Below are 14,384 nucleotides of genomic sequence, written 5' to 3'. Positions count from 1 at the left end.
TATGGTTCTGTCACTGCCACCGGGAACACCGCCCCCGCTCGTTGTCCCGCCCCACCGACACCCGTCCGGGTGAGTCGGGCGTCGGCCACGGCCCGTCACCGGGTACCGGGAGTGGACCGGCCGGACCGGGAGTTCCCGGCCGCCGACCACCGACCGGAGGGAACGACATGGTCCGGCCCCAGGAGCCCGACGCGTCACGGATGCGGTACCGTCACGCGCTCACCGCCCTGCTTCGACACGGCGCGGCACCGGCCCTGACCCTGGTGACCGGCGGTGCCCTGGTCGCCGGTGGGATCGCCTGGCTGACCGGGGCCACCCTGCTCGCCGACGTGTTCTGGGCCGTCGGCACCGTGGCCGCCCTCGGGCCCGCCCTGTGGTGGGTGGTCAGGGAACTGGTCCACGGCCACACCGGGGTGGACCTGATCGCGGTGCTGGCGCTCGCCGGCACCCTGGCCGTGCGGGAGTACCTGGCCGGGGCGCTGGTGGGGTTGATGCTGGCCACCGGGAGGTGGCTGGAGTCGGCTGCCGAACGCCGGGCGTCACGTGACCTGCGCGCCCTGCTGGAACGGGTGCCGCGCTCGGCCCGCCGCCGGGAAGGCGAGCAGGTGCGGGTCGTTCCCCTGGACCAGGTGGCCCCCGGGGACCTGCTGGTGATCGGCCCCGGGGAGGTGGTGCCCGTGGACGGACGGGTGGCCAGCGCCACCGCCGTGCTGGACGAGTCGGCGCTCACCGGCGAGCCGCGGCAGACCGAGCTGCCGCGGGACGAACGGGTGCGCAGCGGGGTGCTCAACGCGGGCGGCGCGTTCGAGCTCCTGGCCACCGCCACGGAACGGGACAGCACCTACGCCGAGATCGTGCGCCTGGCGCAGCAGGCCAGCGCCACCAGCGCCCCCGTCGTCCGCCTCGCCGACCGGTACGCGGCCTGGTTCGTCCCGCTCACCCTCGCCGTGGCGGCGGCGGCCTGGCTCGCCAGCAGCTCCCCGGTCCGCGGGGTCGCCGTGCTGGTGGTCGCGACGCCCTGCCCGCTGCTCCTGGCCGCACCGGTGGCCATCGTCTCGGGGCTGGCCAGGGCCTCCCGGCAGGGCGTCGTGGTGCGGGACGGAGGCGCCCTGGAACGCCTCGGGCACGCCCGCACCGTCGTGCTGGACAAGACGGGCACGCTCACCACGGGCCGGCCGCGGGTGACCGACGTCGTCGCCGCGCCTGGGCGCCCGGTACCCGACGTCCTGCGGTTCGCCGCCTCCCTGGACCAGTACTCCCCGCACGTCCTGGCCCGCGCCCTGGTGGACGAGGCGCACCACAGGGGGATGGAGCTGACGCGGCCGGTGGACGTGACCGAGGAGCCGGGCCGCGGGGCCACCGGCACGGTGGACGGGCACCGGGTCACGGTCGGCAAGCGGGACGCCGAGGAGGCCCTGCCCACCTGGGCGCGCGCCGCGGAGAACCGGGCGAGGCTGGACAACGCCGCCGTGGTCTGGCTGACTCTCGACGGAACCCTCACCGGCGCCGTGCTGCTGCGCGACCCGTTGCGCGCCGACGCGCCACGGACCCTGCGCCGGCTGCGCGCCGCCGGCATCGAGCGACTGCTGATGCTCACCGGGGACCGGGCCGAGCCGGCCCGCGAGGTGGCCGCGGTCCTCGGCCTCGACGGCGTGTACGCCGAGCAGACCCCCGCCCAGAAGGTGGCGGCGGTGCGGGCCGAACGGGAACGCGCGGTGACGATCATGACGGGTGACGGCGTGAACGACGCCCCGGCGCTGGCCGTCGCCGACATCGGCGTGGCCATGGGCGCACACGGCTCCAGCGCCTCGTCCGAGGCCGCCGACGTGGTGCTGACCACCGACCGGGTCGATCGGCTCGCCGAGGCGGTGACCATCGCCGCCCGGGCCCGGCGCATCGCCGTGCAGAGCGCCCTGGGCGGCATGCTGATGTCCACCGCCGCGATGGCCGCCGCCGCACTGGGCCTGCTGCCCCCCGCGCCCGGCGCCCTGCTCCAGGAGGGCATCGACGTCACCGTCATCCTCAACGCCCTGCGGGCCCTGCGCCCGGACCGGGGGACCCGGACCGTGGTGGCCCCCGACACCGAGGATCTGCTGCGCCGCTTCGCCGCCGAACACGCCGAGCTGCGGGAAGTCCTCGAGGCGGTGCGGAAGGCCGCCGACCTGCTCTCCGCCGACCCCGGGCCGGCGGCCCTGGCCGCGGTGCACGACGCCCAGACGTTGCTCACGGAACGCCTGCTGCCGCACGAGCGCGCGGAGGAGAGGGAACTGTACCCGGCGCTCGCCGCGGCACTCGGCGGGACCGAGGCCACCGCCACCATGAGCCGGACGCACAGCGAGATCGAACGGCTCGCCCAGCGGATCAGCACCCACCTCGCCCTGGCCGACGAACGGGCGGGGCCCGGCCAGGAAGCCGCGCCCCGCCCCGAACAGCTCGACGACCTGCGGGCCTGCCTGTACGGCCTGCACGCCGTGCTGCGCCTGCACTTCACCCAGGAGGAGGAGAGCTACTTCTCCCTCGCCCCCTGACCGGGGGCCGGGGAACCGGCCCGGCCAACCGACCGGACCGGAACCGGCGCCCCGTGGCGTCAGAGGTCCTCCAGGGCCTCCTTGAAGGCCGCGGCGTGCCTGGCCTCGTCACCGGCGATCTCGGCGAACAGGTCGGCCGCCTTGACGTCACCGGCGGCACGGGCCCGGGCGGCGAAGGCCGGGTACATCACCTTCGCCTCGTAGCGTTCCCCGGCGATGCTGGCGCGCAGGTTGTTCGCCGTGCGCGAGACGAGTCCGGCCAGCTTGGCCTCACCCGCGAAGTGTTCGCGCAGCTCCACCTTGGCCAGCCCGCGGAACAGCTCGGCCAGCTTGTGCTGGCCCTTCAGCTCGGCGTGCCGGGCGTACAGGGTGTAGGCGGCGTTCGCCAGCGCCTCCCCGTGCATGGCCTCGTCCAGGTTGTGCCGGGTGCGCGCGGACGAGACCTTCGGGAGCCCCGCGCGGACCTTTACCGGGTCCACCGTCGGCGGCGCCGGGACGTCCACCGTTCCCGTGGTCAACGCCTTCAACGCCGTCGTCAGCAGCTTGCGGTGCTGGTCCTCGTCCGCGGCGAGCTCGGTGAACAGTTCGGCGGCCTTGGTGTCACCGTCCTCCCGTGCCTCCTCGGCGAAGCTCGGGTACATGGTGGCGGCCTCGTGGCGCTCCCCCTCGATGGCCTGCCGGATGTTGGACTCGTCGCTGCCGACGAAGTCGATGAGTTCGCCCTCCTCGGTGAAGTGCTCGTTCAGCTCCGTCGCGGCCGTGGAGCGGAACAGCGTGGCCGCGGCGTCCTGGTCCTCGTGGCGGGCCTGGACCGCGAAGAGCGTGTACGACGCGTGGGCGAACGCCTCGCCGCGCATCGCGGCCCGCGTGTCCTGGACCGTGCTCAGGGCCAACGGCGCCCAGGGCTGCTGGGCGCCGGCTTGGGCGAGCGGCGCGGTCACGAGGACCGTGGCGAGGGCCAGTCCGGCGGACGTCACCGCGCGCCGCAGGGGAGAAGCCATGGGGGGTTCCTTTCACGAAGGCGTCACGGGGGGGGTGTAGACGGCAGCCCATGCTGCAACCCCCCCGCCGTCCGCTCCGTGACCGCGACGGCGCACCACGGGAGAACCCCCCGAAAGGAAACGACTCCGTGTGGCGTCCGGGTCATCGGACTACGCCGTTCGGGCGCCCCCGGCCAGGGGCGTGCGGCCCGGCGCCCGGCGGGTCGCCTGGCCCGCCCCACCCACCTGGACCGGGCCACCGGCCTGGTCACACGCCGCTACGAACGCGACCGGCCCGGCGGATTCCCGGGCGCCACTCGGGCGACTTTCCGGCGGGGCGGTGGCGTGACTGCCGTGGCTCCCGGCCGGACGGGTACCACCATGCTGACGTACCGCGGCGCCGGCCACCGGGGAGGAACTGTGAAGCGAGAGGGCGGCACATCGGTGGCCACCGGTGTCACCGCCGAGCGCCTCGCTGGGCTCCGCAGGTGGAACCTGGGGCTCACGCTGCTGCACCTGCTCCAGGCCGTGGCCGTCGTCCTGCTCGCCGGAAGCTTCTCGATCACCATCACCTCATCCGTCCCCGAGGGGCCACCGGGAACGACAGCGCCCGCCCCGGAGGCGTTGTTCGACGTGCCGATCGGCTGGGCCGTCGCCGTGTTCCTCGTCCTCGCCGCAGTGGACCACCTGCTGACGGCGACGGTGTGCCGCCGCGTCTACGAGCGCGACCTCAGACGTGGCATCAACCGTTTCCGGTGGCTGGAGTACGCGCTGAGCGCGACCCTGATGGTGCTCCTCATCGGCTTCTACGCGGGCGTCACCAGCCTCAATGCCGTCATCGCCGTCGTCGGCGCCAACGTCGGGATGATTCTCTTCGGCTGGGTCGAGGAGGTGATGAACCCGCCGGGGCGGGCGAGGACCAGGATGCTGCCGTTCTGGTTCGGGACGCTGGTCGGCGTCACGCCGTGGGTCTCCATCGCGTACAACATCGTCGCGGCCAGGACCGTCCCCGGCTTCGTGTACGGAATCGTTCTCGTCCAGGCCGTTCTCTTCTTCAGCTTCGGTGTCAACCAGTGGCTCCAGTACCGCGGAGTCGGCCGGTGGTCCGACTACGCATACGGCGAGAAGTCCTACCTGGTCCTCAGCCTCGCGGCGAAGTCACTCCTGGCGTGGCAGATCTTCACCGGCTCGCTGGCTGACTGAACCTCCCCCTAGGTCCGTGCACGCCTACACCGTCACCGGCCGGCCGTGCGCCGCGTCTCCCACGATGAGGTGCCGCCCCGCGTCGAGCACCCGCTGACCGAGGACGGCGTGCGCCTCAACGACGCGCTCGGGCCGCTGGCCGCCCGGGGGGCGCCAGCGGTCAACCGCTCGGGCCCGCGAAGGAGGCGGCGGCGCTCGGGGGGCCGTCCCGGGACGTCGGCACCGGCGGACGGCCCGAGGGACGGCGCGGCCTGACGCCGGGGGTCACCCCTCGCCCCGCCGCCCACCGCGGCCGGCGGGCTGGGGGCCGTCGCCGCCCGGGGCCCCTTCCCCCGGGCCGGCCCCCGCGGGCGGACCCTCCACCCGGTGCAGCACCCCCCGCGCGTCCCGCACGTACACCCGGTCCCGGTTCTTGGCGATCTTGCGTTCGACCTCGCCCTGGAGGTCGATGCCGTTCATCTGCGCCACCGCGACGAGGTAGAGGAAGACGTCCGCCAACTCCTCGCCGAAGTCGGGCAGTCCCTTGCGCCAGGCCGTGAACGCCTCCCCCACCTCCGCGGTGAGCAGGCCGAACTCGACGGCGACGTCGGTGACGTTGAACCCCTTGTCGAGCTTGTTCTCCCAGGCGAGCTGCTGCGCGGAACGGATGTCCACGGTTCCTCCGGCGACGATCGACGGTTCCCTCGGTGGCGCCGGTCCGCGCCACCGAGGGACAAGGGTTCCAGCAGCCGGGGCCAGACGCCCCCGACAGGTCCCGGAGCGGGTATGCGCGGCATGTATACACGCCACGTATACACCGCATGTATAGTCGTCTCGCATGTCCATCAGTCACACGCTCCTCGGGCTCCTGGAGTCCGGCCCCCGGCACGGGTACGACCTCAAGCGCTCCTTCGACCAGAGGTTCGGGCACGACCGCCCACTGCACTACGGGCAGGTCTACTCGACCATGTCCCGCCTGCTGAAGAACGGCCTCGTCGAGGTGGAGGCCATCGAGCCCGGAGGCGGCCCGGAACGCAAGCGGTACGCGATCACCGACGCCGGTGTCTCAGACGTCCAACAGTGGCTCGCCACCCCGGAGAAGCCGGACCAGTACCTGCACTCCACGCTCTACACCAAGGTCGTCCTCGCCCTGCTCACCGGTCGGGACGCCAGCGACGTCCTCGACACCCAGCGGGCCGAGCACCTGAGCGCGATGCGCGTCCTCACCAGGCGCAAGCAACAGGGCGACCTCGCCGACCAACTCATCTGCGACCACGCCCTGTTCCACCTCGAAGCCGACCTGCGTTGGCTGGAGCTGACCGCCGCGCGGCTCGACAGGCTCGCCACGGAGGTGCGCCGATGAAGCCCACCGGCCCCCTGCTCGTCGCCACGGGCCTACGCAAGACGTACGGGCCGACGCCGGCGCTCGACGGCGCCGACTTCTCCATCCGGCCCGGCGAGGTGGTCGCCGTCATGGGCCCGTCCGGTTCGGGCAAGTCCACGCTGCTGCACTGCCTCGCCGGCATCGTGACGCCCGACGCGGGAACCATCGTCTACGACGGTCGCGAACTGTCGGCCATGAGCGACTCGCGGCGCAGCGCCCTGCGGCGCGGCGAGTTCGGGTTCGTCTTCCAGTTCGGCCAGCTCGTGCCCGAACTGACCTGCCTGGAGAACGTCGCACTGCCGCTGCGCCTCAACGGCACCGGCCGCAGGGCGGCCGAGCGCGCCGCCCTGGCCCGGCTGGAACAGCTCGAGGTCGATGACGTGCGGAACAAGCGCCCCGGCGAGATCTCGGGCGGCCAGGGCCAACGCGTCGCCGTGGCCCGTGCCCTGGCGACCGAGCCGCGTGTGGTCTTCGCCGACGAGCCCACCGGCGCCCTGGACTCCCTCAACGGCGAACGCGTCATGCACCTGCTGACCGAGGCTTCCCGCTCGACCGGCGCCGCGGTGGTCCTGGTCACCCACGAGGCCCGGGTCGCGGCCTACTCCGACCGCGAGGTCGTGGTGCGCGACGGCAGGTCCCGTGACCTGGAGCGGGTGGCATGACACCGGCGAGGACCAACGCGAGGAGCTGGGCGCGGGACCTGACACTCGGCGCCCGGCTGGCCGTCACCGGCGGACGTGAGAGCTGGGTGCGCCTGCTGCTGACCGGAGTCGGCGTGGGCCTCGGGGTGGCGCTGTTGCTACTCACCACCGCGATACCGAACGCCCTGTCGGCGCGGGACGACCGGGAACGGGCACGCGGCGATCTGGGTTACACCCAGGCCACCGAGACACACGGGGACGCGGCGACGCGCGCCCTGCTCATCGCCGAGATCAGCACCACCTACCGCGACCACGACATCCGTGGCAGGTTGCTGCGGTCCGACGGGCCCCGCCCCCCGCTGCCGCCCGGCGTCAGCGACTTCCCCGCGCCGGGCGAGATGGTCGTCTCCCCGTCCCTGAAGGGGCTGCTGGAGTCCGACGAGGGCGAACTGCTGCGGGACCGGTTGCCGTACCGGATCTCTGGGACCGTCGGCGACGCCGGCCTGACCAGCCCCAACGAGCTCGCCTACTACGCGGGAAGCGACGAGATCGAGGCGGGCCAGAACGGGGTGCAGCGCATCACCGCCTTCCACCCGTACGGCCCGTACCACGGCGACGGGCTCGACCCGGTGCTGCTCCTGCTGGTGGTGGTCGTCGTCGTGGCGCTGCTGACACCGGTGGGGGTCTTCGTCGCCACGGCCGTGCGGTTCGGCGGGGAGCGCCGGGACCGCCGGCTCGCCGCGCTGCGCCTGGTCGGCGCGGACCGGTCCATGACGCGGCGGATCGCCGCCGGCGAGGCCCTGGTCGGCGCCGTGCTCGGCCTGTTCGCCGGCGCCCTGTTCTTCGCCTGGGGCCGCACGCTCGCGGGCCGCGTCGAGGTGTACGGGCAGAGCATCTTCCCTCACGACCTCGACCCCAGTTGGACCCTGGCCGCCCTGGTGGCGCTCGCCGTGCCCGCAGCCTCGGTCGCGGTGACCCTGATGGCCCTGCGGGGCGTGGTGGTCGAACCGCTCGGGGTCGTCCGCTCCACCAGACCGACGCGGCGCCGGTTGTGGTGGCGGCTGCTCCTCCCGCTCGGTGGCCTCGCCCTGCTGTACCCGATGGTCGGACAGGGCCACGACAACGGCGAGTTCAACGAGGAGTTGGTGATCGGCGGCACCGTGCTGCTGCTGGTCGGCGTCACGGCGCTGTTGCCCTGGATCGTCGAGGCGGTGGTGACCCGTCTCGGCTCGGGCGGCGTGTCCTGGCAGCTCGCCGTCCGCAGGCTCCAGTTGAACAGCGGTACGGCGGCCCGCATGGTCAACGGCGTCGCGGTCGCGGTGGCCAGCGCCATCGCCCTCCAGATGCTGTTCACCGGCGTCGAGGGCGACTACACCGTCGAGTCGGACAGCGACCTGACGCGCGCCCAGGTACAGATCTACGTGCGGCAGGGAGTCTCTGTCGACCAGGTGGACCGTCAGGTGGCCCGGAGCGAAGGCGTGCGCCGGGCCACGGTGGTGTCCGTCTCCTCCCTCGGGGGCCGGCGTGGTAACTCCGAGGACGTGGTGGACCTGACCATCGGGGGCTGCTCCGCGCTGCGGGAGGTGGCCCGGCTGCCCTCCTGTTCGGACGGCGACGTGTTCGTCGTCCACGGGGCCGAGAACTATGCGGACACCCCCCGCATCGCCCGCCCCGGCCGGATGTTCTACGCCGACCCCGGGTACGGCGAGGACGACAGCGCTGCGGTTCCCTGGCGGCTGCCGCTCACCGCGAAGAAGGCCGGGCCACGTCCCGACCCGACCGGTTGGGAGAACGGTGGGATCCTGGCCACCCCGAGCGCGCTCCCACGTGAGGTCGTCGCCGACGCCCGGGCCCAGGCCTGGGTGCAGCTCGACACCTCGGTGCCCGACGCGGTGGACCTGGTGCGCAACTCGGCGGCAAGGCTCGACCCCCTGACCACCACCATCACCCTCACCGAATCCACCGAGGTGGAGGAGTTCGCGTCCATCAGGACCGGCCTCTTCGTCGGCGCGGCCTGCGTCCTGGCGCTCATCGGCGCCAGCCTGCTGGTCACTCAGCTCGAGCAGCTCCGCGAACGCAGGAAACTGCTGTCCACGCTGGTGGCGTTCGGCACCCGACGGCGCACCCTGGGGCTCTCGGTGCTGTGGCAGACCGCCGTCCCCGTCGCTCTCGGTCTCCTCCTGGCGTCCGCGGTGGGCCTGGTCCTGGGCGGGGTCCTGCTGCGGATGGTGGCCGTGCCGGTCACCGTGGACTGGTCCGGCGTGCTGACCATGACGGCCGTGGGCGCGGGCGTGGTCCTGGCGGTGACCGCCCTCAGCATCCCGCCCCTGTTGCGGATGACCCGCCCGGACGGCCTGCGCACCGAGTAACGGCGGCGGCTCCCCGTTGCCGACCACGGGGGCCTCCCGCTCCCGGAGGAAGGCGCCGAGCGCCGTCGAGCCGCGCCGGTTCACCCCGACGCGGCTCGACGGCGCGATTCGCTCTCAGACGGCATCGGTGACCGCGGCGTAGGAGCCCAACACACCGGGCCAGGCTCCGTCGGCCGCCAGGGCGTCGCGGGCCTGCTCCCAGCCCGACCCGTGCCGCTCCAGCCCGGAGTGGACCAGCGTGACCACCGTGCGGTTGGGCCCGTCGGCGGTGAAGGCGACGTCCACCCGGCTGGCCTTCGCCCCGTCCGTCTCGGGACGGAAGGCGGGGGTGATCGCCCACGACAGTGCCAGGTGGTGCGGGGCGTCCCATTCCAGGACGGTGCCCCAGGCGCATTCCGCGCCGTCGTCGGTGACCTCGTACCAGCGTCCACCGGGCTTCGGCTCGATCACCAGGTCGGTCCGCTCCCCACCCGCACCGATCCTGTAGGGGGCGGGCCACCAACGGTGGGCCTGCTCGGTGAACACCTGGAACGCGCGTTCCACCGGGGCGCCGACGGTGACCTGGACCCGGACGTCCTTCCCCTGCACGTACTCGTTCACGTGTCGTTGTCCTCCCGTGGCGGCGCTTCGACAGCCTGAGAGAAGCCGGTGAGCGCCTGTGTCCAGAAATGTTCGAAGTACGTCCGTAGGGCGTCCACGCCCTGAGGATCGAGCCGGTACACGCGCCGCGTCCCGACCGCCTCACAGGTGACCAGCCCCACCCGGACGAGAACCTTGAGGTGCTGTGACACCGCCGGCCTGCTCACCGGCAGCTCCGCCGCCAACTCGCCCACCGCACACGGCCCTCGACCCAGACGTTCGAAGATCGCTCGGCGGGTCGGGTCACCCAGCGCACCCAACCCCTCTTGGTAAGTCCCCACGAACCGTAAGTATCAACTTACCATTAGGGGCCGTCAATTCCCCTCGCCGCACTCCTACTTCTCGACCGGGACGACCATCGGGACGACGATGGCCGGGGCAGTCAGCGCCCGTTCCCACCCGCCCCCGCAGGAAAGCAGCCACACCGTGCCCCACACCCCCGCCCAGCCCGTCCGCCTCGGCGCCAACTACACCCCGACCAGGGGGTGGTTCCACCACTGGCTCGACTTCGACCTCGACGAGGTCCGCCGGGACCTGGACTCCCTGGCCGCGCTCGGCCTCGACCACGTCCGGGTGTTCGCCCTCTGGCCGGTCTTCCAGCCCAACCGCGCCCTCGTTCGGCCCCGCGCCGTCGAACAACTGGGGCAGATGGTGGACGCGGCTGCCGAGTGCGGCCTCGACGTGGCCGTCGACGCGCTCCAGGGCCACCTGTCCAGCTTCGACTTCGTGCCGTCCTGGCTGCGCACCTGGCACCGCCGCAACATGTTCACCGATCCGGAGGCGGTCCAGGGCGAGGTCCACTACCTGGAGACGCTGGCCGTGTCCCTCGCGGACCGGCCGAACTTCCTCGGGCTCACCCTCGGCAACGAGGTGAACCAGTTCTCCGACCGGCCGCACCCCGACCCCGACCCGTGCACCCACACCGAGGCCGGGGCGTGGCTCGACCAACTGCTGGCCGCTTGCGAGCGCGCCGCCCCCGGACGGAACCACACCCACTCCGAGTACGACGCCGTCTGGTTCCAGGACGGGCACCCCTTCACCCCCGCACACGCCTCCAGGGTCGGCCGGATGACCACCGTGCACTCGTGGGTGTTCAACGGTGCCGCCCAACGCCACGGCCACGACGGCACCGGGACGGTCCACCTCGCCGAGTACCTGCTGGAACTGTCCAAGGCGTGGGCGCTGGACCCGCGCCGGCCGGTGTGGTTGCAGGAGGTCGGCGCCCCGGCCCCGCTGGTCCCGGCCGAGCACGCCGCCGCGTTCACCGAGGCCACCATCGCCAACGCCCTGACCTGTGCCGACCTGTACGGCATCACCTGGTGGTGCTCGCACGACGTGTCCCGTTCCCTCGCCGACTTCCCGGAGCTGGAGTACGGGCTCGGCCTGCTCACCGCCGATCGCGAGGTCAAGCCGGCCGGGCGGGCCGTCGCCGACGTCGTCGCCCGGCTGCGGCAGGAGCCGCCCCGGCCGGTCCACCGCTCCACCGCGCTGGTGTTGGACGCGGGTGACGAGGACACCGCGCCCCGGCGCTCGGTCTGCGCCCCAGGCGGGGAGTACTTCGACGCCTGGATGCGCCTCGCCTCCCGGGGGCTGCGCCCCGCCGTGGTCCTCGCCGGCCGCGCCCACGACCCCGACCACCTCGCGGCACGGGGCATCACCGAACTGCTCCACCCGTCCGACACCCGCTGACCGCGCCGCGGCGCCGCCGCCTCGATCCGGTCCGGTCCGGTCCGGCCGGTCAACTGGAAACGGTTATCCAGAAATCTCCGGCGGGGTTTGTGAAGCCACTCACATGGAGCAGTCGGTTCCTGATATACCCCCAACCATGGGTCTGATCTTGGACGAGTCCTGGGAGACAACCACCTCACGTGGCGCCCGACCGCAGTGCACTCGCACTGCGGCCTCGTCCGGGCCGGCCTCGCGGGGAGACGCGTGCGGGTGACCGCACGACCCTCGGGTGCCCGGGAACTGCCCCTCGCGACACGGGAACGGTGGCGCGACGGGGTGGTCGATCCGGCTTCGGCCCGTGCCCGGCAGACAGTCCGCGCCCACGGTCCCGACAGTTCGGGCCGCCGGCCGTGGAACCACCGCCAGCAGGCAATGGAGATCCGTTCAGTGACCATCCAGGACGCCATGGTGCACATCCTGCAGTCGTCCGGCTCGGGGGGTGCCGACTCCCCGGCAGTGGCCTCCTCACGCCCGCGGTTTCCACTACGCTCAGGGCCACATGCCCCTCTTAGTTCCCGCAGCCACCAGAAGGCCGAAAGGCAGTTCGAGCTTGGTGCGGCTCAGTGCCGCCCGCTGTTCCGCCGGAACGGTCGCTGGTACCCGGTCGCGGGGACGTCGGGGCTGCCCACCGCCGCCCGTCACCGGCGCACCGGCTTCGGCCCGGTGCGCCGCGACGGTGCTGTGTGCTGCGGTCATGCCAGCACCGCCCGGTACTGAAAGTGGAGCTGGCCCATACGCGTTCATGGCCGACCGAGCCAATCCCCGAGGATGCCGATGCCGACACACCGCCTCTTCTCACGCCCACAGTCCCGTCCGCCTCAGGGCGCCACACTGGGCGAAGCCGGTGGCTCCACCCGCCGCGCCGAGCGGGCGCTGCGGGCGCGACTGCGGAGACAGGGCGCGGTGCCCACGTTCCTGTCCGCGGCCGTCGTGGGTTCCGCCTGGGCGACGCACGCCCTGGCCGGCGTGCCGGCGGTGTGGGCCGTGGCCGGCGCCGGGGTCGGCAGCGCGGTGACGGTGATGGTGGGCGTGCGGCACACCGCCGCCGTGGCGAAGGGACTCCTGCGCGAGCGCGTTGACCTCAACGAGCGGATCAGCGGCTGGCTGAGGCACTACGACGCGCTGATCGAGCAGATCGACAAGGACGTCACCCTGGCGGCGGAGCAGGTCGGCCGTGGCGAGGCCCCGACCACGGAGCCCGGAGAGCCGTCCGAGCGGACGGGCGATCCGTTCGGGGACCTGGCCGCGGCGCTCGAGACGATCCGCCACCAAACGCTGGCAGCGATCGCCGATGTGGCGAGCGAGGCCGCCTCGCACCGTGCGCACCGCGACCAGATGGAGGTCTACCTCAACGTGGCGCGGCGCCTGCACGCGCTGGTCCGCCGGGCACTCCAGAAGCTGTCCGACCTCGAACGTGAGGTGGAGGACCCGGACCTCCTCCTTGACCTGTTCACCCTGGACCACCAGGTCACGCTGATCCGCCGTGCGGCGGAGAGCCTCGCGGTGCTCGGCGGGGAGCAGGCCCGCCAGGTGCGCGATCCGCTGATGCTGTCCACGGTGCTGCGGCAGGCGGTCGCCGAGATCGAGCAGTACCGGCGCGTGAGGGTGGTCACGCCCACCACGGAGTTGCGGCTGCCGGGCCACGCGGGCCCTGACGTGATCCACCTGCTCGCCGAGCTGATCGAGAACGCCGCGGAGTTCTCCCCGCCGGAGACGCAGGTGATCGTGCGGGTCCAGGAGGTGCCCGCCGGCCTCGTCGTCGAGGTCGAGGACCGCGGCCTGTCCATGCCGGACGGGAAGCTCAGCCGGATGAACCAGTTGCTGGCGGCCCCGGAGAGCGTCGATGTGCGCGAACAGCTCGCCGCCGGGCAGATCGGCCTGCTGGTCGCCGCTCGACTCGCGATCCAGCACGGCATCGGCATCGAGCTGCGCCGCAACCTCCTCGGCGGTACGCAGGCGATCGTGGTCCTCCCGCACGCCCTGCTCCTCACCCCGGAAGAGGCACAGGCCACCGCGGTGGCGTCCCCGGCGTCCCCGGCGCCTCCGGCACCCCCCGCTTCCACGGCACCCCCGGCCGACCCGAAGCCGGCCCCGACGCCGTGCCCGCCCGCCGATCCCGTCCAGCCCAGCGCGTCGTCGGGCCCCGGGGCGGCGAACCGCGGGGGAACGCAGGCCCAGCCCCTCCCGCAGACGCCCCGTGCGGAAAACGCCGCGGAGAAAACCGACCGTCCGAAGCTCCCTCAGCGCACGCGTCGGCAGCCCCTTCCCGCCGACCCTTCCCCCTCCGCCCCACCACCGGCCGACGTCGAGCCCAGCGCGGGCCTGTGGGCCGCGTTCACCGGGGGGCAGCAGGAGGCAAGAACACGTGAGCCCGTGGCCGGCGCACTGGACGACAACGCCACCGACTGACTTCCGCGCCCCCTTCACATCGGGAGATGTCCATGACGATCGACGCCCACACGTTCCAGAGCCAGACGATGTCCCACCTGAGTTGGCTGTTGGAACGCTTCGTTGAACGCGAGCCAGGAACCCAGAGCGCGTTCCTGGCCTCCAGTGACGGCATCCTGCTCGCTCAGGCCAACCTGCCCCACAACCAGGCGGAGGCAGCCGCCGCGCTCGTCGCGTCCATGTACTCACTGGCCCGCGGCGTCAACCAGCTCACGCCCCAGCCGCACGGACACGCACAGGTGCTCCAGGTGGTCACGGAGCTGAACACCACGACGCTGTTCCTGATGGTGGCCGGCGACGGACTGCCGCACGGGGTGCGCGTGCAGGTCGGGGCCGACGCCAGCAAGGTCAGCAGCATCCTGGGCGTGCTCGCCGCCCCCGACGCGGACGTTCGCGCCATCGGTCACCAGATGACCACGATGATCAGGAGTGTGGCCGAGCACCTGGTGACCGACGCGCGCCACATCGCCGACGAGAGTCGGTGA

At 72.8% G+C, this 14,384-nt stretch carries 12 protein-coding genes; 8 read left to right on the top strand and 4 right to left on the bottom strand.

The genetic code is table 11. From position 1 onward, the window contains the following. Positions 1 to 167 precede the first annotated feature (167 nt). Positions 168 to 2,528, top strand: a complete 2,361-nt coding sequence (locus A3IG_RS0124410; RefSeq protein WP_018386222.1) for a heavy metal translocating P-type ATPase — start codon at positions 168 to 170, stop codon at positions 2,526 to 2,528. 59 nt (positions 2,529 to 2,587) lie between these two features. On the opposite strand, the gene A3IG_RS0124405 is transcribed toward A3IG_RS0124410, so the two are convergent. Further along, entirely contained in the window at positions 2,588 to 3,529 is a 942-nt protein-coding gene (locus A3IG_RS0124405; RefSeq protein WP_201787529.1) for a ferritin family protein, read from the bottom strand. 399 nt (positions 3,530 to 3,928) lie between these two features. On the opposite strand from A3IG_RS0124405, the gene heR reads away from it, so the two are divergent. Beyond that, a complete protein-coding gene (heR, locus tag A3IG_RS0124400) occupies positions 3,929 to 4,711 on the top strand; it encodes a heliorhodopsin HeR (protein WP_201787528.1) in 783 nt (260 codons plus the stop codon). Between the two features lie 264 nt (positions 4,712 to 4,975). Here the strand turns inward: heR and A3IG_RS0124395 are convergent, their stop codons facing one another. Beyond that, positions 4,976 to 5,365 carry a MazG nucleotide pyrophosphohydrolase domain-containing protein gene (locus A3IG_RS0124395; protein ID WP_018386219.1) on the bottom strand — a complete coding sequence of 130 codons (390 nt, stop codon included), beginning with the start codon at positions 5,363 to 5,365 and terminating at the stop codon, positions 4,976 to 4,978. A 163-nt stretch (positions 5,366 to 5,528) separates the two neighbouring features. Between A3IG_RS0124395 and A3IG_RS0124390 the strand changes: the two genes are divergently transcribed. The 3 genes from A3IG_RS0124390 to A3IG_RS0124380 are packed head-to-tail and all read left to right on the top strand — an operon-like array spanning position 5,529 to position 9,084. Next, the gene (locus A3IG_RS0124390; protein ID WP_018386218.1) at positions 5,529 to 6,053 is read left to right on the top strand and encodes a PadR family transcriptional regulator; all 525 of its coding nucleotides are present in this window, start codon (positions 5,529 to 5,531) and stop codon (positions 6,051 to 6,053) included. After that, a complete protein-coding gene (locus A3IG_RS0124385) occupies positions 6,050 to 6,736 on the top strand; it encodes an ABC transporter ATP-binding protein (protein ID WP_018386217.1) in 687 nt (228 codons plus the stop codon). Before A3IG_RS0124390 ends, A3IG_RS0124385 begins: the two co-directional genes overlap by 4 nt. After that, a complete protein-coding gene (locus tag A3IG_RS0124380) occupies positions 6,733 to 9,084 on the top strand; it encodes an ABC transporter permease (RefSeq protein ID WP_018386216.1) in 2,352 nt (783 codons plus the stop codon). The genes A3IG_RS0124385 and A3IG_RS0124380 overlap by 4 nt, the downstream gene beginning before the upstream one ends. A gap of 114 nt (positions 9,085 to 9,198) precedes the next feature. On the opposite strand, the gene A3IG_RS0124375 is transcribed toward A3IG_RS0124380, so the two are convergent. Beyond that, a complete protein-coding gene (locus tag A3IG_RS0124375; protein ID WP_018386215.1) occupies positions 9,199 to 9,684 on the bottom strand; it encodes an SRPBCC family protein in 486 nt (161 codons plus the stop codon). Beyond that, positions 9,681 to 10,004, bottom strand: a complete 324-nt coding sequence (locus A3IG_RS0124370; RefSeq protein ID WP_026220618.1) for an ArsR/SmtB family transcription factor — start codon at positions 10,002 to 10,004, stop codon at positions 9,681 to 9,683. The genes A3IG_RS0124375 and A3IG_RS0124370 overlap by 4 nt, the downstream gene beginning before the upstream one ends. An 88-nt stretch (positions 10,005 to 10,092) precedes the next feature. Here A3IG_RS0124370 and A3IG_RS0124360 point away from each other — a divergent pair, with 88 nt between their 5' ends. From A3IG_RS0124360 to A3IG_RS0124350, 3 genes are all read left to right on the top strand, one after another. Further along, positions 10,093 to 11,412: a glycoside hydrolase 5 family protein gene (locus A3IG_RS0124360; protein WP_244885056.1), complete on the top strand. Its 1,320-nt coding sequence runs from the start codon at positions 10,093 to 10,095 to the stop codon at positions 11,410 to 11,412. Between the two features lie 813 nt (positions 11,413 to 12,225). Then, on the top strand, positions 12,226 to 13,860 hold the full coding sequence (locus A3IG_RS32110; protein WP_157862335.1) for a sensor histidine kinase: 1,635 nt from the start codon (positions 12,226 to 12,228) through the stop codon (positions 13,858 to 13,860). Positions 13,861 to 13,892: 32 nt separating this feature from the next. After that, on the top strand, positions 13,893 to 14,384 hold the full coding sequence (locus A3IG_RS0124350) for a roadblock/LC7 domain-containing protein (protein WP_018386210.1): 492 nt from the start codon (positions 13,893 to 13,895) through the stop codon (positions 14,382 to 14,384).

The sequence above is a fragment of the Wenjunlia vitaminophila DSM 41686 genome, from assembly GCF_000380165.1.
GTDB classification, from domain to species: domain Bacteria; phylum Actinomycetota; class Actinomycetes; order Streptomycetales; family Streptomycetaceae; genus Wenjunlia; species Wenjunlia vitaminophila.
Note: the sequence above shows the minus strand (reverse complement) of the source record. Positions and strands in the feature narration are given on the sequence as shown.